This window comes from Sphingobium lactosutens DS20 (assembly GCF_000445105.1).
Classification (GTDB): domain Bacteria; phylum Pseudomonadota; class Alphaproteobacteria; order Sphingomonadales; family Sphingomonadaceae; genus Sphingobium; species Sphingobium lactosutens.
The window spans coordinates 26538-45377 of record NZ_ATDP01000056.1; the positions used below are offsets into that span (position 1 = coordinate 26538).

Sequence of the window (18840 nt, forward strand, 5' to 3'; positions counted from 1 at the left end):
CCTCGTGAACCCGTAGCAAATAATAGTTGGACATCCAACTATTATTTGCTACGGGGAGCGGGACGGCGCTCCCAAGACGCCGGGCCAGGAGAGGGAAGGAAAAAGATGGTTTACCCCCGCATCGCAAAGATTTGCTCGGTAAGCGTGATGGCATTGGCCAGCGCGAGCCTGTGGCAGCCTATGGCGCAGGCGCAAACGACTGCAGATACGCAGGATGCTGCCGCGACCACCGACGCTAGTACCCCCGCCGAAGCCGATATCGTGGTCACCGGATCGCGCCTGGCGTCGACCGGTATGGCGCAACCTACGCCGGTTACGGTCATGAGCGCTGAAAACCTGCAAGCGGCCTCGCCCAAGGGACTGGCTGAAGGCGTTCTGCAGTTGCCGAGCTTCAACGGCTCCAATTCACGCACGGCTGGCGGCGCCGCCGCCAATGCTGGCCATAGCTATCTCAACCTGCGCGGGCTCGGCATCAACCGCAACCTTGTGCTTCTTGACGGTCGCCGCGTCGTGGCGACCCAGGATACCGGTGCGGTCGATATCAACCTCTTTCCCCAACTGCTGATGAAGCGGGTGGAGGTCGTGACTGGCGGCGCATCGGCTGCCTATGGTTCCGATGCGGTGGCGGGCGTCACAAACTTCATCCTCGACGATCGCTTCTCTGGCATCAAGGGTCTCGCATCGCAGGGCATCAGCCGATATGGCGACAGCAAGACCACACGCCTGTCTCTTGCGGGCGGCGCGTCGTTCCTCGATGGCAAGCTGCGTGTCGTCGGCAGCTTCGACTTTACCCGTGATACGGGCGTCGAAGGCTACGCCATCGGTGGTAAGCGCCGTGCCTGGCAGGAGCGGGGGCGCTTTCTGATCAACAACCCAGGAGTGACCGCCGCCAACCCGGCCTCGCCCAGCAATCCTACGTTGATCGTTGGCGATGATGTTCGGTTCCCATTTGCGACAGATGGTGGCCTCATCACCTCAGGGCCGTTTGCTAACACGCAATTCCTACCCGGCGGCGCGACCGCGCCGATGGTTTACGGTGCGAACCGCACAGGTAGCACGATGTCGGGCGGAGACGGCGCGACCGCAGCGGGAACGGGCACTCTGTCCACACCGCTGAACTCCAAGGTCGCCTTTGGCCACGTGGCTTATGGTGACGCGCAAAGCGTCGAGGTCTTCGCCGAGGGCATGTTCTCGCGAACCTATGCGACGAATAACGCCGGCGCCAACAGCTACGGCTTCAACGCCACGGCCTATCGCATCTTCGGCGACAATGCGTACCTGCCGGCAAATATCCGGGCGGGCATGGCGCCTGGCGACAGCTTCACCATGGGTCGATGGAACGCGGACCTCGGCATTTATCAAAAGCAGGTTCTGACCAAGGTGTATCGTGGCGTAGTCGGCGCCCGTGGCAAATTGGGCTCAGCCTGGGACTGGGACGTCTATTATCAGCACGGCACGACCAAGGGCGACTTCACCGGCGGCAACGGCATCATCACGGCCAATCTCTACAATGCCGTCGATGCGGTGGTGAACCCGGCCAATGGCCAGATCGTCTGCCGTTCCACGCTCACCAATCCAGGCAATGGATGCGTGCCGATCAATCTGTTCGGCGTGAATTCGGCGTCGCAGGCGACGAGAGATTATGTGTCGGGTGACCCGTTCGCCTACCAGACGCTCAAGCAGGACGTGGCGGCGGCGACCTTGCGCGGATCGCCTTTCTCGACGGCCGCCGGGCCGGTCCAGTTCGCGCTGGGCTATGAGCATCGGCGCGAAGGCCTCAAGCAGGTGGTGTCGCCCTTGTCGACCATCAGGCAGGATGGAGGCGGCGCACGCGGCTTCCCCGCCAGCCTGATCGGCGTCCAGGGAGGATATTTCCTTGGCAACTCCGCTCCGGCAAATGCGAGCTACAACGTCAATGAGGCCTTTACCGAAGTCCAGGTGCCACTCGCACGGGATCAGGCCTGGGCACATTCGCTGGAATTCAATGCTGCGGGCCGTGTCACGCATTATTCCACGGCCGGCACAGTTTGGACCTACAAGGTTGGACTGGACTATGCCCCCGTGTCGGACGTCCGCTTCCGCGGCACCCTCTCGCGAGACATTCGGGCGCCCAGCCTTGGAGAGCTTTACCTGCCGCAGGCTCAGACCATCGCTGCCGTGCTCGATCGTCAGAATAACAATGCGGCCGTTACTGCTACGATCCAGTTGCCCGGCAATCCCAATTTACGTCCGGAAAAATCCGATACGAAAACGGTCGGTATTGTCCTCACCCCGACCTTCCTGCCAGGGTTTAGCGCCTCGGTCGATTATTACGACATCAAGATCAACGACGCTATTGGGCGCTTGTCCAACCAGCTGACGGTCGATCAGTGCGCAGCAGGCAATGCCGATGTGTGCAACCTCATCACCCGCAGCAACGGCGCTATTTCGTTGATCTCTACGCCAAATCTCAACCTTGCGACGCTCAAGACGCGTGGTCTGGACGTTGAGGCGAACTATAGCTTTGGTCTGGGCACTCTCTTCGGCGCTCCATCAAGAGCCTCAATTCGCGCCTTGGGTTCCTATGTGGCGAAGCTTGAGACCACGACGCAGGGGTCCGCGCCGGTGGATCGTGCCGACCAGACCCCGTTCCAGACGACGCTGAGCGCTAATTTCGACATCGGACGCTTTTCAGCGCTGCTTCAGGAGCGCCGGGTCGGGCCCCGCGAAATTGACACCACCTATTCCCCATCGTTCATCGGGCGAAACCGGATCGGCGCCGTGTGGTACACCGATCTCAACATCACCTATCGCCTCGGCGGCGCGCTCGAGGGCGTCGAGATATTCGGCGCAGCTAATAATCTGTTCGACCGTAATCCTCCCACGGGCAATGTTCCCTATGGTGTCGGAGGCGCGCCGACGCTCGTCCAATTCTATGATGTGGTCGGCCTCTATATGACCGGAGGTATTCGCTTCAAATTCTGAGCTTCTTCAGGCGTGGCCGCGACAAGCCTCGTTGCCGCCGCGCCCGAAGATCAAAAAGATACTTGGGACAGGAGACCTTTCATGAGCAACTCTTTGAAGAAAATGATCGCTGGTTCGCTGCTCGGCTTGAGCGCATTGGGGAGCCAAGGTGCTCTTGCCCAGTCCTGCGATCGTGCATGCCTGACTGGCATCATGAACAGTTACCTTGATGCTTTGCCGCTTCATGATCGCACAGCCTTACCGATCGCTGCCAATGCGCGGGAGACCGTTAACGGGCGGGAATCGAAGGCTGAGTCCGACTATCTTTGGCAGTTAATCGACGGCGTTCCCTACCGGCAGATTTCGGCCGATCCCACCACAGGTGAAGTTGCGTTAGTGGGCGTGGTGACTGAAGGCGGCGCGCGCGGCCCTTACTGGCTGCGCCTGAAGGTGCAGAATCGCAAGGTCACGGAGATCGAGCAGATCGTTGGCGCGCGCACCGCTGGCGGCGTGCCTGGGCTCGCCGCGCCCAATCCCTATTTCGAAGAGGTGTTGCCCAAAGAGAGCCGCTCCACGCGCGAGCAGCTGATCGCAATCGCCGACAGCTATTTCGAAGGGCTGGAAAAGCATAGCGGTGTCGGCGTGCAGACGGCGCCCAATTGCCGCCGTTTCGAAAACGGTAACCAGACGTCGCTGAATCCACTCGGCAACAACTGGCCGTGTGACGAGATGGACGATTACGTCTACATGGACAAGATCAAGGAGCGACGTTTCCCGATCGTGGACGTTGAGCGCGGGGTTGTAGTCGGCGCTATGGTCATCGAGGTTTCTAAACCCAAGGCTCCGGCAGTCCCAATCCCTAATCCTGGAACCGGTCCGAACCCGCAGAGCATCCCCTTGTTCAGCCGTCCGCATGACACGATGATTCAGGAGGTCTTCAAGATTTCCAACGGCAAAATTCAGGAAATCAACGTGATCAGGCACGACATGCCCTATCGTTGGGGCAGCGGGTGGTGATCTCCTATTGCAGCTGTATCGACCCAGAAGGGCCAAGGGGCATGCAACCATGAAGGTCGCGGTCGTGGGCGCGGGCGCTATGGGCATGTTGTTCGGCGGCCGCCTGGCCCGAGCTGGACACGACGTCATGCTGATCGATGTGGACGCCGCCCGCGTCTCTGCGATCGACGCGCACGGCGTGACCGAGAATGGCGCCGCCGTGTCATGCCGGGCGTTCCTGCCGGGGACCGCGCCGCGATCTATGGCTGACTTGTTGATCGTCTTCACCAAGGCAACACATACCGTGCCCGCCATCCGCCAGAATGCCGCACTGCTGCGCCCTGGGGGCGTGGTGCTGACGGTTCAGAATGGGCTCGGAAATGGCTCAGCCATCGCGGCGGAGGTTGGAGCGGATCATGTGCTGGTAGGCATTACCAACTGGCCCGCCGATCTCGAGGGGCACGGCGAAATACATGTGAGCGGAAGCGGCATGGTAAAGCTGTGGAGTTTCGATGGCGAGGATCGCCCCGTCGTTCATTCCATCGCGGATGCGCTGGAGGATGCGGGGCTGAATGCCTCAGCCGAGCCATCGGTCGATTCCGCGATCTGGACAAAAGTAATCTTCAACGCGACGCTCAACGGTATTGCCGCGCTCACCGGACTCACGGTGGGCCAAATTGGCGATATCGAACCCACACGCGCACTGGCGATGCGTCTGGTCGCTGAAGGTGTGGCGATTGCCGGGGCGAGCGGGATTACGATCGACGAAGAGGAGGTTCGCTCCTCCGTTGCGTTCGCTTTGACCCATCATCGCGATCACAAACCGTCTATGCTTCAGGACGTGGAAGCTGGCCGGCGAACCGAAGTCGACGCAATCCAGGGTGCGCTGGTGAATGCGGCTTATCGCCACGGCATCGCGGTTCCGGCCCTTGAAACCTGCGCAGCCCTGTTGCGGGGTATTGACGCGCGCAACGCGCCCGCCTCGCTTCAACAATGATTCCCCTGTCTGCTGCCGCATGGCCGCTGGAGTAAAGAATGTATACTAGCGCTACAGCCTTCCTCGAAGCCCTCGTCGAACAGGGGATCACCCACGCGTTCGTCAATTTGGGCAGTGATCATCCGGGCCTGGTTGAAGCGATTGCAAGAGCGCGGGCTCTGGGCAATCCCGTGCCGCGCATGATTACCTGCCCCAACGAGATGGTCGCTCTGAGCATGGCCCAGGGCTACGCACAAGTCAGTGGTCAGCCGCAGGCGGTCATCATCCATGTCGAATGCGGGACGCAGGCGCTTGCGGGCGCTGTTCACAACGTAGCGAAGGGCCGTGTGCCCGTCCTTATTTTCGCTGGCTCCTCACCCTTCACGCAGGAAGGGGAGATGGTCGGTAGCCGCAACGAGTTCATCCAGTGGATTCAGGATGTCCACGATCAGCGTGGACTGGTCCGTGGTTATATGCGCTACGATAACGAAATTCGTACTGGCGCGAATGTGAAGCAGATGGTCCACCGGGCCATGCAGTTCGCTAAATCCGATCCGAAAGGGCCGGTCTATCTGATGATGGCGCGCGAAGTGATGGAGGCGGAATGCGAGCCACGCGACATCGATATGGATCGGTGGCAGCCACTGGAGCCCACCTCACTCGGAGCCAGTAATGCTCGGAAGCTGGTCTGTGCTCTTGCAACCGCCAAACGGCCTTTGATCGTTACCTCCTACGTGGGCCGCAACGCTGATGCGGTTGATGCACTGGCCGAATTGAGCATGCGCCTTGGTATTGGGGTCATCGAGTCGGTGCCGAGCTACGTCAATCTTCCGCATGACCACCCCATGTATCTCGGCAATTACTGGAATGAGCCGAGCCGCAATATCGCTCTTGCGGAAGCCGACCTTGTCCTTGTGATCGACAGCGACGTTCCGTGGATTCCTACAAAGAATAGTCCGGCGGACGACGCGCGTGTCTATCATATCGATGTCGATCCCCTGAAGGAACAGATGCCGTTATGGTACATCGAGCCCCATGGCAGCTTTCGTGCGGACGCGGGTACCGCTCTGGCGGAGATGCTTCACGCACTAGATGATACTGCCTTGCAGGACACCGACGTGGAGGAGCGTGCGGCGCATTATCGCGCCATGGCTGCGGAGCGACGGCGCGCGCTGGAAGACAGGGAGCAATCGGGCGGTGGGCTGTCTATCGGCCGGCTCATGGCGGCGCTGCGGCAGCATGTGGATGCCAACACGATCCTCCTTAATGAAGGTATCACTAACTATCAGCCTGTCTTCGACCATTTGGCGCCCACGCAAGCGGGTACGATGTTTGCGAGCGGTGGCGGTTCGCTGGGTTGGAACGGGGGCGCGGCGCTGGGAGCCAAGTTGGCCCGGCCGGATGCGACCGTCGTGGCGGTGACGGGCGATGGCTCCTACATGTTCACGACACCGTCGAGCGTTCATTGGATTTCCCGCCGATACAATGCGCCCTTCCTACAGGTCGTTCTCAACAATGACGGGTGGAACGCGCCGCGACACTCCGCGCTCGCCGTCCACCCCAGCGGCTATGCGAGCCAGGCGGACGATCTCGATCTCAGCTTCTCGCCGGCACCCGATTATGGCGGCATCGCAGCTGCCTCTGGCGGGGCAGCATCTTTCGTTATCGACGCCGACAGTGATGTTGATGTGATATTGCACCAGGCGTTTGAAGCGTTGGAGCAGGGCCTTTCCGTCGTAGTAGAGGCGCGGCTGTCATGATCCTCAGCGGGGCGGACCCGGTAGGCGGCGATGACCGTGCAACCAACATCGGCGCCCTGATTGATAGAGCGCCTTGGAGTCCGTATCAGAAGCTTCTGCTTTGTCTCGTCTCGCTGGCCATTCTGCTGGACGGGTTCGACAATCAGGCGCTCGGGTTTGCCTTGCCGCATATTCTACGCGACTGGAAATTGGCCAAGGCTGACCTCTCCATGGCGCTTGCCGCTGCGCAGCTCGGGATGTTCTTCGGCGCAATCGGCGGCGGCCTCATCGGCGACCGGCTCGGACGAAAATCTGCTCTGGTGGGCAGCGTCCTGCTTTTCGGGGTCGCTACTGCGTTGATCGGGCTGGCTGACGGTCCCGGTACGCTTGCTGCTCTACGCCTTTGCGCCGGTATCGGTCTCGGCGCAGCTTTTCCCAATGTCGCCGCGCTTGCGGCGGAATTCACGCCCGCGAGACGCCGCAGTCTTGCCGTGGTCATCACCATTGTATGCGTGCCCCTCGGCGGGGTGATTGGCGGCACTGCCGCATCATTTATCATGCCGCTTCTGGGATGGCGCTCGCTCTTTGTCGGTGCGGGCGCGGTGACGCTTGCGATTTGCGGCCTAATCGTCATCGCATTGCCCGAATCTGTCCGCTTCCTTGCGCGGTCACCCAAAAATGCCGATCGGGTCGCAGCCATCCTGCGTCGAATGGGCATTGATCCGTCAGACGGCCTGCCTCTGCTGATGTCCGAGGGATGCACCGTTTCAGAGAAGCGGCATTCGGAAGGGTCGATCTTTGCATCCAGTCTGAGGCTAGACACACTTCTCCTGTGGACCGCGTTCTTCTTCTCGCTCATGTCCGTCTATGCAGCCTTCAATTGGCTTCCTACGCTGCTAGCGGACGACGGTCATGACATCGTGGTTGCCAGCAGAGGACTTGTAGCCTTCAACCTTGGCGGGGTTGTAGCGGCATTGTGCGGCGGCTGGGCCATCAGTCGTTTCGGCTCGAGGGTGACTATGGTGACGATGGCGTTTGCCGCCATCCTGTCGGCTGTCGCCCTCGCTTTTATGCCGACCGCCACCCTTTCATTGCCCATGCTCTTCACCTTGCTTGCGCTTGAGGGCGGCTTCATCAACGGCGTGCAGACGACGCTCTATGCGCTTGGATCAGCAATTTATCCGACGTCACTTCGCGCATCTGGTGTGGGGGCCGCCACGGGCATCGGCAGGGTTGGCGCAATCGCCAGTTCCTTGCTCGGAGCTATGGTAATTGGCTGGGGTGCGGCGGCGGGCTTCCATTGGTCAATAGCCATTGTCATGTTCGTAGTCGCTCTTGCTCTACTTGGGATCCGGAACCATGCTCGGCCCGCAGTCGTGACTCGCGCATATTGAGTGCAGTGCAGCGGAAATTTCTCTACCCCTCAGCTTTATGGTACAGCGGCATCAATGGCGTTTGATACGCCGCAGAACCGTATCGTTTAAAGCAAGGTAGATAGATGGACGTCGAACCCTCGGCAGAGCTGAAATATGAAGACGGAGGGGACAGTTCGACGCGGGCTACTGAAGGTCTTGCTAATGTCATCGGCTACCACCTGCGTCTAGCACAGGAGGCATCGTTCGCAGCCTATGCGCGGCGGGTCGGAGACACCCACATATGGCCCGGCTGGTATTCACTGTTGCGGATCATCCACGACAATCCAGGCATTAACCAGACAGAGCTCAGTATCGCTGCGGGACGCGACAAATCAACCCTTACAACGTCACTGCGAGAACTGGGCAAAGCCGGCTTGGTAGTAAAAACGCGGGACGGCAGTGACCGTCGTAATCTTCGACTTTCTTTGAGCGCGAACGGGGAAGAACACCTGGCGCGGCTGGAAAATCATGCTTTGGCACATGATGCGGAGATCGATCGTATCGTGGGCAGCAATGAACGCGCGAGATTCCTGGATACTCTGAAACGGCTAGCATCCGAACTAGCGAACCAATGTTGAACCGCAGTGAGTAAACTGAATGGTGTTAAAGTATTGCTGATTGCTTCCTTACTACTGCACAACCCGCGCGGGTTTTTCATTTAGGGACACAAGTGTTGATTGCCACTGAGATGTGACCCGGGGTTTCCATTGAGAATTGGCTCTGACTCACTTTTGCTGGTGGTTAGCCTCATGTTGCCCCTACCAATCGGGCCTCGAGCAGATCGAGCTTTGCCCGGCCATACATCTGTCGCTTGATAAGTTTAAGACGCGTGATCTGTCCCTCGGTCTGGCCGTTCGACCATGGTGAGACGATTGCGTTTCGGACGTAAGCGCCGACGGAAGGTGGCGTTGACGCGGCTTGTCAGGCTTTCCGGCGTGTCCGCGGCGCCCATTTTTTCGCGAGCGCTTCCAGCCTTGCCTCGATCAAGGGGATATCGGGCTGGGCGTTGGGATCATGGTCGTCGCCGAGAGTATCGAGCGCTTCTTCATCATATTCATGCTGAGGGTCGCCGAGCGCTTCGAGCTTTTCGGCATAGCCCCATGGCCCGCCACAGTCCTCCGGCGGGCGCATGCCTACTGCATCGAGGATGAGCGGATATGTCAGGTGCGGGCTGGCCGCGCTGACGCGCTCGATCTTGACGCTATGCTCGATTTTAGCCCACAAGTCTTGCAAATGTACGGTGGGTTCGATAGAGAGACCCTCCGTCGAACTCAGGTGACAAGTATCTGTTTTCAGGCGAAAATGTCGATGTGGTACTTTTCGTGGCATTTGGGTCAGTAGTTTCGAATATAGGCTCTGTATATCAGTCACTTAGCCGTTGAGTGCGAATCCCTCCCTCTCCGCCAATTTACATCGACGCATGTCTGGCGATTGCCGTGTCTGAGCTGTGAGCCGATGCCAGGCGATCTGCCATTTATGCGGCTATCCGGGTTTTTCCTGGTTTCCACGATACATGCCCGCCAGCTTGAGCGTGTTCATGGGCAGACCGAAGATACCGCTTTCAAACTCGTGGCGATACAATCCTGCGAGATGGAGACTCGCTCAACGCGCGGCCTCAAGCTCCTGATGAAGGTGATGTCGACACAGGGGGCGTGGAGGCGCCCCGCCTCATGCGCGCGTTTTCCCGGATGGGAATGCAGATAGGTTGATATAGTCTGCGGCCGTCGCCAGTCTGATCCGGGCGTCCATAGAAAAAGGCCGCCCCAGCGTGGGAGCGGCCTTTCCTTTGTTCAAATGGCGACTCAGAAGCGGAATTTCAGGCTTGCGCGATAGCTCTGATATTCCACGTCGCTGCGCCAGGCGGTCGTATCCGCCGACAGGCTGATGTCGACATTGCCGGTCGTGACGGTCAGGCCACCACCGATTTCCGCCCAGTTCTTGTCCTGACCGCCCAGCGCGAAGGGTGCGAGCGGGCCGGTGCCGCCGATCAGGTTCGCCTGCAGGAAGGCGGGCTGATCGCGGAACTCGTGGACGTAATTGGCGGTCAGATAGGGGCGGAAACCGCCGCGATCGGACTTGACCGTGGCGCCCAGGCGGCCCTGCGCGCTCTGGATCGCCTTGCGCTGGATGACCAGCGCTGCATCCCCGCCATATTCAGCCAGATTGCCCGAGCTGATATAGGCGCCACGCAGCGCCGCGCGCGGCACGATGCTAAATGCGTCGGTGCCCAATGCCTTGCTGAGGCCGATTTCACCCGACAGCGCCAGTTCCTGGTCGCTGCCATAGAGGGTGTAGGGCGTCGTGCCGACCGAGAAGGACCGGCGCGAGCGCGTTGCCATGGTGCCTGCGCTGCCGACCGCGTCGAGCTTCAGCCCGCCAAGGTCGAACGCGCCATAGACGGTGCCCTGATACAGGCGCGCCCGGCCCCAGTCGCTGGCGGCCGTCTTGCCCTTCAACTCGCTGAACGAGGCGGAAAGACCAACGACGCCATTGTCCCCGAACGCCTTTTCCACACCCAGCGCGGCATACCAGCCGTCGAACGTGTCGCGGCCCATCGGCATGATCGAGCGCATCGGCTGCGCTTTGCCGTCGATATAGCCGCCCGCAAGGAACGCGCTCATGTCGTCGGGCAGCACGCCTTCGCGCGTCACGCTTTCATTACCGCCCTGGTCCATGCCGAGGTCGATATTGTTGAGGCTTGCGGCTGCCAACTGCATCGGCTGGCCCGTCATGGTCAGCGTGCCGCCCATGGCTCCGCCATCCAGCTTGGTCAGGCGGTCACGATAGAAACGCGCCATATTATCGTTGAGCACTTCGCTCATCGACGTCTTGAGCGTTTCGGTGCGCGGCGCCATCGCCTCCAGCGTCGCCTGGATGCCCTCGACGCTCAGCAGGTCCGCCTCGCCATAGAGATTGGCGTAGTTGGCGTAGAGCGACCGGTTCTGGTCGAGCAGCTGGGCAAAGCTGGTCTGCGTGACCGATGCGCCATTGACGACATCGGCATAGAGCCCGGCGTCGATGCGCATGGAAACGGCATTGTCGCTGTAGCTCAGCACGGGCTTGAGGATCGCGGTCAGCTGCGCGGGCTGTTCGAAGCTGCCCTCGACACCGCCTTCGGCCGTGACGAAAGTATAGCTGTCGCCATAGCGCGGGCGGGTGCCGCTGGTGGCGCCGATGGCCACGCGGCCACCGACCGAAGCGACGCCGTCATCGCCCGCTTCGCTGGTCTTGACCGCCAGCACGTCGGACGTGCCATTGGGGCCGATATCGATGTGCAGGGTGCTGCCGGACGTGAGGATCGCATTGCCCTCGACCGTCAATGTGCCGACCGTGCCGACGCCGCCGGGCGCGATCGTGCCCATGACGTTGGTGAGGAAGGGGGTGCGCACCGTGCCGCTGCCAGATAGCAGGCCCGACAGCAGGAAGTAATCGCCGGTGCTGTTGAGCGCACCATCGACATTCACGCGGCCGGCCAGATGGGCTACGTCCATCTCGCTGGTCAGCGATCCTTCGCTGGTGATGTCGAGCGCGGCTTCCGTGCCCGAAATCGTGAAGCGATCAATGGTCACGTCGGTGTCGAGCGTGGTGGTGCCCGCCGCGCTCAGCGTCACGTCATAATAGCGGCCGATGATGCCTTCCGACGCGACCGGATCGATATTATTGGGGACAAATCCGCTCGCGCCGGGCAGGCCGTTGGCCAGCGTCGCGTCGGGCAGGGCCGTCGCGGTGACGTCGCCTTCCGCCTGCGGCTGCGCGGTCGTATCCAGCGATACATTGGCGGCGGTGGGGCTGCGCTCGGCGATTTCCACCTTGCCCTTGTTGTTCGTGACGGTCTTGCCGCCCGTGCTGGTGGCGGTTTCCGTCCCGTCCGTCACCGGTTCGCCATCGACGATCAGCGTCTGCGTGCCGACATCATAGCAAATGTCCGACGAGCCGTCGGTCGGCTGATAGCAGAGCTGGCCGAACTTCTGCGCGTCATCCTGGCCGAAGGCGCCCGCGCCCGGCGAGGTCGGAACGCCGTTCACCAGCGAACCGGTGCTGTCGATGATCCGGTAATTGGGGTCGAGCGCCGTCACCCAGTGATCGGCGTCGCTCCAATTGCCATCGCCCGCCTTGGCGGTGGCGTAGCGATACGGGTTGTTTTCCGCGATCCAGTCCCAGAACAGGTAGAGCGGCTGATAGAAGGACGTGCCGCCATAGGAGCTTTCGGGCTGGTCGAAGAAATAGCGGCTGCCGCCCGACAAAACACCCAAAATCGTCTTTTCATCGAACGTCTGATCCAGGATCAGCGGGCCGCCTGAGTCGCCGCCCGCCGTATTGCCTTCATTGGGCAGCGCGTCATCCTTGAACGCGTTGAAGTCGAACGGATTTTCGCGATCCGGATCGTCGAAATCCGTCTGGTAGAGATTTTGCGTATAGCCGCCGGCCGAGCCGAACAGGAAGCTGTCGACATCATCCAGCGAGCCAAGCATGCCGAGGAAATTCTCGGCCGTCTTGCGGCGGAAATCGATGCCGCCGCTATTGCCGGTCGTGCCGCTGCCGGTGCGGCCATAGCCGGTGATGGTGACATGATAGCCGGTGCCGGCCGTTTCGCTGATCGCGTCGGGCGCGGGCAGGGCGGAAAACAGCATCGTCCATGTCGGCACATCGGCGGCGGGCGTGTCCAGCGTCGCCATCGCGACGTCGCCATAAAGGAAGCTGAGCGCCGGCGGATCGAGCGAGTCGGGATGATAGGCGATATTGTTGACGTTATAGACGCTAAGCGATGTGTTGGTGCGATAGCCGTTCGAAATCCAGTCGATCAGGCCCGGACGGGCGTCATTCTGGAAGGCGAAGGCCACGGGTACGCCGCCATTGACCGTGCTGTAATCAGGCGTCGTCAGGTCGTTCACGCAGTGGGCCGCGAAGATCACGGTCCGCGGATTGATCAGCGTGCCGGTGCACACAAATCCGTCGTCGCGATACATGATGCCGACGCCGTTCACGTCGCTGCCGTCGACAATGTCGTCCGGAGTCAAATTGTCGTTCGGCACGACCGCCTGTGCGGCAGGTGCGATGCTCAGCGCTGCGGCAGCGACGGAGGCAAAGAGGCTGGAACGACCGGCGCGCGCCAGCATCCCCGCCCCATTCTTACGAATGTGCATGATAAACTCCCCATAGACCGGAGGCGAAGCTAACCAACGGAATTGGCGAAGACAATTGGCGGGGCAAATAAAGTTTATGCCTGTCGTAAATTAGTCACTGTGCTGCCGATCGACTTTCATCGGGACTGGCCGTCTCTGTGCCGCTGGTCCATCTCGTCTGTCTTTCGCCTATCACGTCTTTGCCCTGCTTGCGTCGCTGACTGTTACGCGCACGTTCCGTCCATCTGGTCCTGCCTTGCGTATCGCGGCTCTTCTGCTTAAGCATGAGGGCAAGTTCCGATCCCAAACGGGGTCGGCGATACAGAAGAAGCGAGTTACGGCATGGTGCAGCAGAGCCGCCCATCGCCGCAGAGTTCCGGCCCGTCCGGCGGTTATGTGGGCAAGCATGCCCGTTCCGGATCGGGCAATGGGAGCAAGGCTGCGGCCATTCCTCCCCCGGCAAAGCAGCGGGGCTTTTCGTCCGCGGGCGCGCGTGACCGGCGATCCTATGCCGCCATTGATCTGGGCACCAATAATTGCCGGCTGCTGATCGCCAAACCATCGGCTGACGGGTTCATCGTCGTCGATGCCTTTTCGCGCATCGTCCGGCTGGGCGAAGGATTGGCGTCGTCGGGACGGATCAGCGACGCGGCAATCGACCGGGCCATCGCGGCCCTCTCCGTCTGCGCCGACAAGCTGCGCCGCCGCCATGTGACGCTTGCGCGATCGGTCGCGACCGAAGCGTGTCGCCGCGCATCCAACGGATCGGAATGCTTGCGGGTGGGTGCGGCGGCGCGCTTGGGCGTCTCGTTCGCCTTCACCGGGGACGGGCGGGATTGCAGGCCAAGGCGATGCGCCTTGCCGATCACCGCGTTGCGGCTGACGCCGCCCAGTTCCTCGGCAATCTGGCTGGCGGTCAGGCCGCGTTCCCACATCGCCTTGAGCTGGTCGATGCGCTCGTCAGTCCAGGACAATGAAAAACTCCTTACAGATTTGGGATCACTCCCCATATGGGAAGCCCGCGCATCAGGTTCAAATCCTTTGGACCTGAACCCTTGCAGCACAACGGACCAGCCGATAGTCGATCCCACCATGAACGACCAGCCCAAAATTGCCGCCGACTCGCCCTTTGCCGAGCCGGGCGTCCCGCAAATTCGCAACGTGAACTGGGCCGGGACCTGGGCGCTCTACCGCAAGGAGGTGCGCCGGTTCCTGAAGGTGCAGTTGCAGACGGTATGGGCGCCGGCGATCACGACGCTGATGTTCCTCATCATCTTCATCGTCGCATTGGGCGGGAGCGGGCGAACGGTATCGCTGCGCGGCGAGGCGGTGGCCTTTGCCGATTTCATCGCACCGGGCCTCATCATCATGGGCATGATCAACGCCTGTTTCGCCAATGCCAGCTTTTCGCTGATGGTCGGCAAGGTGCAGGGAACACTGGTCGACTATCTGATGCCGCCGATTTCGGTGGGGGAATTGCTGTTCGCGCTCGCGGCGTCCTCGGTGACGCGCGCGGTGTTCGTGGGCTGCGCCCTGTGGCTGGCGATGGCCATGTGGCCGGGCGTGCATGTGACGCCGGCGCATCTGTGGGCGGTGCTGTGGTTCGGATTGCTCGGCACCAGTTTCATCGCGTTTCTGGGCGTGCTGACCTCCATCTGGGCGGAAAAGTTCGACCATGGCGCGGCGATCACCAATTTCGTGATCGGGCCGCTGGCGCTGCTGTCGGGCACTTTCTATTCGATCGACCGGCTGCCTGCCTTTTTTCAGGGAATCAGCCACGCCAACCCGTTTTTCTACATTATTTCGGGCTTCCGCTATGGCTTCGTCGCGGCGGCGGATACCAATGTCGTGGTGGGCAGCGCGGTGCTGCTGGGGCTGAACCTGCTGTTCGGCGGGCTGTGCTATACGCTGTTGCGGCGCGGGTGGAAGATCAAGGCCTGATCGTCAGAGGAAGGCCGCGAATAGTGGCCCCGCGAGCATGAGGATGAACAGGATCGCGGCGGCCAGCATCCAGTGATGCAGGCGGGGAGGGCGTTCGCGCGCCTCCCCATCCTGCGGCAGACGCATCAGGCCGTCGCCCCGCTGCCACCGACACGGGTCAGGGTGAAGCCGGCGTCCTGGGCTTCGGCGAGGGGATAGATGTTGCGCAGGTCGATGAGCGCCTTGCCGGCCATGGAGGCGGCGATGCGCTTCAGGTCCAGCGCGCGGAAAATGTCCCATTCGGTGACCAGCACCAGCGCGTCGGCGCCGTCGGCGGCCTCATAGGCGTCGCTCGCCATCGTGACCGACGGCATCATCGGCGCGGCGACCTCCATGCCTTCGGGATCATAGGCGACGATGGTCGCGCCGGCATCCTCGAGCGCCTGGACGATGGCAAGGCTGGGGGCGTCGCGCATGTCGTCGGTATTGGGCTTGAAGGTAAGGCCCAGCAGCGCGACTGTCTTGCCGCGCGCGTCACCGCCCAGCGCCTTCACGATCTTGCGGCCCATGGCCCTTTTCCGAAGGTCGTTGACCTGCACCACCGTTTCCACGATGCGGATCGGCGCGTCATGATCCTGGCCGGTCTTGACCAGCGCCAGCGTATCCTTGGGGAAGCAGGAGCCGCCATAGCCCGGCCCTGCATGCAGGAACTTGCCGCCGATGCGATTGTCGAGGCCGATGCCGCGCGACACGTCCTGCACTTCCGCGCCCACCGCCTCGCACAGGTCCGCCATCTCGTTGATGAAGGTGATCTTGGTCGCGAGGAAGGCGTTGGCGGCATATTTGATGAGTTCGGCGGTGCGGCGGCCGGTGAACATGAGCGGCGCCTGGTTCAAGTTGAGCGGCCGGTAGATCTGGCTCATCACCGCGATCGCGCGCTCAGAGCCGGTGGTGCCCACGACCACGCGGTCGGGCCGCTTGAAGTCGCCGATTGCCGCGCCTTCGCGCAGGAATTCGGGGTTGGAGACGCACTGGATGTCGAGATCGGGGCGCAGCTCGCGCGCGATCCGCTCGACCTCGTCGCCGGTGCCCACGGGCACGGTCGACTTGGTGACGATGACGGCAGGGCCATCGAGCGCGCCGACGATTTCCCGCGCCGCAGCATAGACATAGGAAAGGTCCGCATGCCCGTCGCCCCGGCGCGAGGGCGTGCCGACCGCGATGAAGATCGCGTCCGCGCCCTTGACCCCGGCGGCGAGATCCGTGGTGAAGGTCAGGCGACCGGCCGCGGCATTATTGCCCACCAGCTGATCAAGGCCCGGCTCGAAGATCGGCATGCGGCCGGATTCGATCGCCGCGATCTTGCCCGCATCCTTGTCGACGCACACCACGTCATGCCCGAAATCCGCAAAACAGGCCCCCGACACAAGGCCAACATAACCCGTGCCGATCATCGTGATTTTCATGCGATCTTCCCCGCTCCACCCTTGAGAATAAGCCCAAGCGGCGCGACAGTCCCATAGCATGTCGCCCGTGCCGCTTGCTGCATTGCAGCGCGGAAATACACAAGATGTTCAGTGGCTGTATACCAATTTCTGCGACAGGCGGTACAGGACATGATGAGGGAGCGTGATGTGAAGGTGGCCATTGTGTTCGGGACGCGGCCCGAAGCGATCAAGATGTTCCCGGTCGTCCATGCGCTGCAAAGGCGTCAGGGCATTGATACGCGTGTGATCGTAACTGCGCAGCATCGCGGCTTGCTGGATCAGGTGCTGGAGATTGCCGGGATCGTGCCGGATATCGACCTGGACGTGATGGTGCCCAACCAGACGCTGGACGGGTTGACGGCGAAGCTGATCGTCGAACTGGGCAAGGCGTTCGACGCGGAAAAGCCCGACCGGGTGGTGGTGCATGGCGACACGCTGACGACGATGGTGGCGAGCCTGGCGGCCTATTATCGCAAGATTCCGGTCGCGCATGTCGAAGCGGGGCTGCGCAGCGGCGACATTCATCATCCCTGGCCCGAAGAGGTGAACCGGCGGGTCGTCGCCTGCATCGCCGACATGAATTTCGCGCCGACGCAGGCCGCGGCGGATGCGTTGCGGAAGGAAAATCGCGATCCCGCCTCCATCCACATCACCGGCAATACGGTGATCGACGCGCTGCTGGCGACGCGCGACCGGGTGCGCGCCGCGCCCGACATGGCGCGGGGGCTGGACGATCTGGCGGCGCGCTTTGCGGGCAAGCGGATCGTTGCGGTGACGACACACCGGCGCGAGAATTTCGGCGGCGGCATGGAATCGATCGCCGGCGCGATTGCCGATATCGCTACGCGGCCGGATGTGGCGGTGATCTTTCCGGTCCATCCCAATCCCAATGTCCGCCCGGTCATGGATGCCGTGCTGGGCGACCTGCCCAATGTGGCGATGATCGAGCCGCTGGATTATCCGCATTTCGTGCGGCTGATGGACATGAGCCATCTGGTGCTGACCGACAGTGGCGGGGTGCAGGAGGAAGCGCCGTCGCTCGGCAAGCCGGTGCTGGTCATGCGCGAAACGACCGAGCGGCCCGAGGGCGTCCACGCGGGCACGGCGCGGCTGGTGGGCGCGGATCGCGAACGGATCGTGCGCGAAGTGCTGGCGCTGCTGGACGATGACGCCGCCTATCAGGCGATGGCGCGGGCGCATAATCCGTTCGGCGACGGGGAAGCGGCCGAACGGATCGCGGCGGTGATCGGCGGGGCGTGATGGGGCGGCCGGGCCGATGCCCGGTCGCGAAATGCGCCTCAGGCGCGGGCCATCAGTCCTTCGACCAAGCCATCGAACAGGCGCTTGCCATCGGTCGACCCATGGGCGGGTTCGATGACGCGTTCGGGGTGCGGCATCATGCCCAGCACATTGCCCGTATCGTTCAGGATGCCGGCGATGTTGCGCGCCGATCCGTTGATATTTTCCGCATAGCGCAGCGCGACGCGGCCATCGCCCTCCAGCCGGTCGAGCGTGGCGTCGTCGGCGAAATAATTGCCGTCATGATGGGCGACCGGATAGCGGATCGTCTCGCCGGCGGCATAGCGGCTGGTAAAGGCGCTTTGCGCATTTTCGACTGTCAGCGGGACGTCGCGGCAGACGAAATGCCCGCCGGCATTGCGCAGCAGCGCGCCGGGCAGCAGGCCGCTTTCGGTCAGCACCTGAAAGCCGTTGCAGACCCCAAGCACGAATGCGCCGCGCGACGCCGCCTGCGCCACCGCCTGCATCACCGGCGAGCGCGCGGCCATGGCGCCCGACCGCAGATAATCGCCGTAGGAAAAGCCACCGGGCACGCCGATCAAGTCGATGTCGGCGGGCAGATCCGTGTCCCGATGCCAGATCATGGCGGGCTTGATGCCGGTGGCCGCTTCGAACGCCACCGCCAGGTCGCGGTCGCAATTGCTGCCGGGAAAGACGATGACGGCGCTTTTCATGGCTCAGGCGACCTTTTCGATGCGATAATTTTCGATCACCGTGTTGGCGAGCAGCTTGCGGCACATGGCGTCGATATCCTCGTCGCTGGTCCCGTCGGCCAGATCGAGTTCGATGAGCTTGCCGGCGCGCACGTCATTGACGCCGCCAAAGCCCAGCCCTTCGAGCGCATGATGAATCGCCTTGCCCTGGGGATCGAGGACACCGCCCTTGAGGGTGACGAAGATGCGGGCTTTCATGGCGTGCTGCTCCTTGGGATCAAGCTGGGCC

Annotated in this window: 14 protein-coding genes and 2 pseudogenes; 9 read left to right on the forward strand and 7 right to left on the reverse strand. The window is 62.0% G+C overall.

Annotation, left to right across the window (positions count from 1 at the left end; translation table 11 throughout):
* Positions 1-105: 105 nt before the first annotated feature.
* The 6 genes from RLDS_RS31775 (at position 106) to RLDS_RS55065 (ending at position 8647) form a co-directional block, all read left to right on the forward strand.
* A complete protein-coding gene (locus RLDS_RS31775; RefSeq protein WP_021224540.1) occupies positions 106-2964 on the forward strand; it encodes a TonB-dependent receptor domain-containing protein in 2859 nt (952 codons plus the stop codon).
* Positions 2965-3045: 81 nt separating this feature from the next.
* Positions 3046-3960, forward strand: a complete 915-nt coding sequence (locus RLDS_RS31780; protein ID WP_021224541.1) for a hypothetical protein — start codon at positions 3046-3048, stop codon at positions 3958-3960.
* Between the two features lie 49 nt (positions 3961-4009).
* Positions 4010-4936: a ketopantoate reductase family protein gene (locus tag RLDS_RS31785; RefSeq protein WP_021224542.1), complete on the forward strand. Its 927-nt coding sequence runs from the start codon at positions 4010-4012 to the stop codon at positions 4934-4936.
* A 38-nt stretch (positions 4937-4974) separates the two neighbouring features.
* Positions 4975-6675, forward strand: coding sequence for a thiamine pyrophosphate-requiring protein (locus RLDS_RS31790; RefSeq protein WP_021224543.1), 1701 nt, complete (start codon positions 4975-4977; stop codon positions 6673-6675).
* Complete coding sequence (locus RLDS_RS31795; protein WP_021224544.1) at positions 6672-8048, forward strand: MFS transporter; 1377 nt, start codon at positions 6672-6674, stop codon at positions 8046-8048. Before RLDS_RS31790 ends, RLDS_RS31795 begins: the two co-directional genes overlap by 4 nt.
* A gap of 104 nt (positions 8049-8152) precedes the next feature.
* Positions 8153-8647 carry a MarR family winged helix-turn-helix transcriptional regulator gene (locus RLDS_RS55065; protein ID WP_084514635.1) on the forward strand — a complete coding sequence of 165 codons (495 nt, stop codon included), beginning with the start codon at positions 8153-8155 and terminating at the stop codon, positions 8645-8647.
* Positions 8648-8990: 343 nt separating this feature from the next.
* Here RLDS_RS55065 and RLDS_RS56840 read toward each other — a convergent pair whose 3' ends face one another.
* Positions 8991-9440 carry a plasmid pRiA4b ORF-3 family protein gene (locus RLDS_RS56840; RefSeq protein WP_236616787.1) on the reverse strand — a complete coding sequence of 150 codons (450 nt, stop codon included), beginning with the start codon at positions 9438-9440 and terminating at the stop codon, positions 8991-8993.
* 431 nt (positions 9441-9871) lie between these two features.
* Positions 9872-13213, reverse strand: coding sequence for an autotransporter domain-containing protein (locus RLDS_RS31805; RefSeq protein WP_031297370.1), 3342 nt, complete (start codon positions 13211-13213; stop codon positions 9872-9874).
* A gap of 321 nt (positions 13214-13534) precedes the next feature.
* Here RLDS_RS31805 and RLDS_RS55070 point away from each other — a divergent pair.
* Positions 13535-13972, forward strand: a pseudogene (locus RLDS_RS55070) (Ppx/GppA phosphatase family protein); the annotation flags it as partial.
* On the opposite strand, the pseudogene RLDS_RS31810 reads toward RLDS_RS55070, so the two are convergent.
* Positions 13965-14166 (reverse strand): annotated as a pseudogene (locus RLDS_RS31810) (GcrA family cell cycle regulator); the annotation flags it as partial. The pseudogenes RLDS_RS55070 and RLDS_RS31810 sit on opposite strands and share 8 nt — an antisense overlap.
* Before the next feature lie 118 nt (positions 14167-14284).
* On the opposite strand from RLDS_RS31810, the gene RLDS_RS31815 reads away from it, so the two are divergent.
* Positions 14285-15133, forward strand: coding sequence for an ABC transporter permease (locus RLDS_RS31815; RefSeq protein ID WP_021224549.1), 849 nt, complete (start codon positions 14285-14287; stop codon positions 15131-15133).
* 3 nt (positions 15134-15136) lie between these two features.
* On the opposite strand, the gene RLDS_RS57165 is transcribed toward RLDS_RS31815, so the two are convergent.
* Together RLDS_RS57165 and RLDS_RS31820 are read right to left on the reverse strand one after the other, a co-directional pair.
* Positions 15137-15259, reverse strand: a complete 123-nt coding sequence (locus RLDS_RS57165; RefSeq protein WP_021224550.1) for a hypothetical protein — start codon at positions 15257-15259, stop codon at positions 15137-15139.
* On the reverse strand, positions 15259-16578 hold the full coding sequence (locus RLDS_RS31820; protein ID WP_031297371.1) for a UDP-glucose dehydrogenase family protein: 1320 nt from the start codon (positions 16576-16578) through the stop codon (positions 15259-15261). Before RLDS_RS31820 ends, RLDS_RS57165 begins: the two co-directional genes overlap by 1 nt.
* A gap of 168 nt (positions 16579-16746) precedes the next feature.
* Here RLDS_RS31820 and wecB point away from each other — a divergent pair, with 168 nt between their 5' ends.
* Complete coding sequence (gene wecB, locus RLDS_RS31825) at positions 16747-17859, forward strand: non-hydrolyzing UDP-N-acetylglucosamine 2-epimerase (protein ID WP_031297372.1); 1113 nt, start codon at positions 16747-16749, stop codon at positions 17857-17859.
* A gap of 38 nt (positions 17860-17897) precedes the next feature.
* Here wecB and purQ read toward each other — a convergent pair whose 3' ends face one another.
* Positions 17898-18572, reverse strand: coding sequence for a phosphoribosylformylglycinamidine synthase subunit PurQ (gene purQ, locus RLDS_RS31830; RefSeq protein ID WP_021224553.1), 675 nt, complete (start codon positions 18570-18572; stop codon positions 17898-17900).
* A gap of 3 nt (positions 18573-18575) precedes the next feature.
* Complete coding sequence (gene purS, locus RLDS_RS31835; RefSeq protein WP_021224554.1) at positions 18576-18809, reverse strand: phosphoribosylformylglycinamidine synthase subunit PurS; 234 nt, start codon at positions 18807-18809, stop codon at positions 18576-18578.
* Between the last annotated feature and the right edge of the window lie 31 nt (positions 18810-18840).

Excerpts from the sequence above, each read along its gene's own strand:
- RLDS_RS31775 (WP_021224540.1), top strand. The coding sequence starts at position 106 with ATGGTTTACCCCCGCATCGCAAAGATTTGCTCGGTAAGCGTGATGGCA.
- RLDS_RS31780 (WP_021224541.1), top strand. The coding sequence starts at position 3,046 with ATGAGCAACTCTTTGAAGAAAATGATCGCTGGTTCGCTGCTCGGCTTG.
- RLDS_RS31785 (WP_021224542.1), top strand. The coding sequence starts at position 4,010 with ATGAAGGTCGCGGTCGTGGGCGCGGGCGCTATGGGCATGTTGTTCGGC.
- RLDS_RS31790 (WP_021224543.1), top strand. The coding sequence starts at position 4,975 with ATGTATACTAGCGCTACAGCCTTCCTCGAAGCCCTCGTCGAACAGGGG.
- RLDS_RS31795 (WP_021224544.1), top strand. The coding sequence starts at position 6,672 with ATGATCCTCAGCGGGGCGGACCCGGTAGGCGGCGATGACCGTGCAACC.
- RLDS_RS55065 (WP_084514635.1), top strand. The coding sequence starts at position 8,153 with ATGGACGTCGAACCCTCGGCAGAGCTGAAATATGAAGACGGAGGGGAC.
- RLDS_RS31805 (WP_031297370.1), bottom strand. The coding sequence starts at position 13,213 with ATGCACATTCGTAAGAATGGGGCGGGGATGCTGGCGCGCGCCGGTCGT.
- RLDS_RS31815 (WP_021224549.1), top strand. The coding sequence starts at position 14,285 with ATGAACGACCAGCCCAAAATTGCCGCCGACTCGCCCTTTGCCGAGCCG.
- RLDS_RS57165 (WP_021224550.1), bottom strand. The coding sequence starts at position 15,259 with ATGCGTCTGCCGCAGGATGGGGAGGCGCGCGAACGCCCTCCCCGCCTG.
- RLDS_RS31820 (WP_031297371.1), bottom strand. The coding sequence starts at position 16,578 with ATGAAAATCACGATGATCGGCACGGGTTATGTTGGCCTTGTGTCGGGG.
- purQ (WP_021224553.1), bottom strand. The coding sequence starts at position 18,572 with ATGAAAAGCGCCGTCATCGTCTTTCCCGGCAGCAATTGCGACCGCGAC.
- purS (WP_021224554.1), bottom strand. The coding sequence starts at position 18,809 with ATGAAAGCCCGCATCTTCGTCACCCTCAAGGGCGGTGTCCTCGATCCC.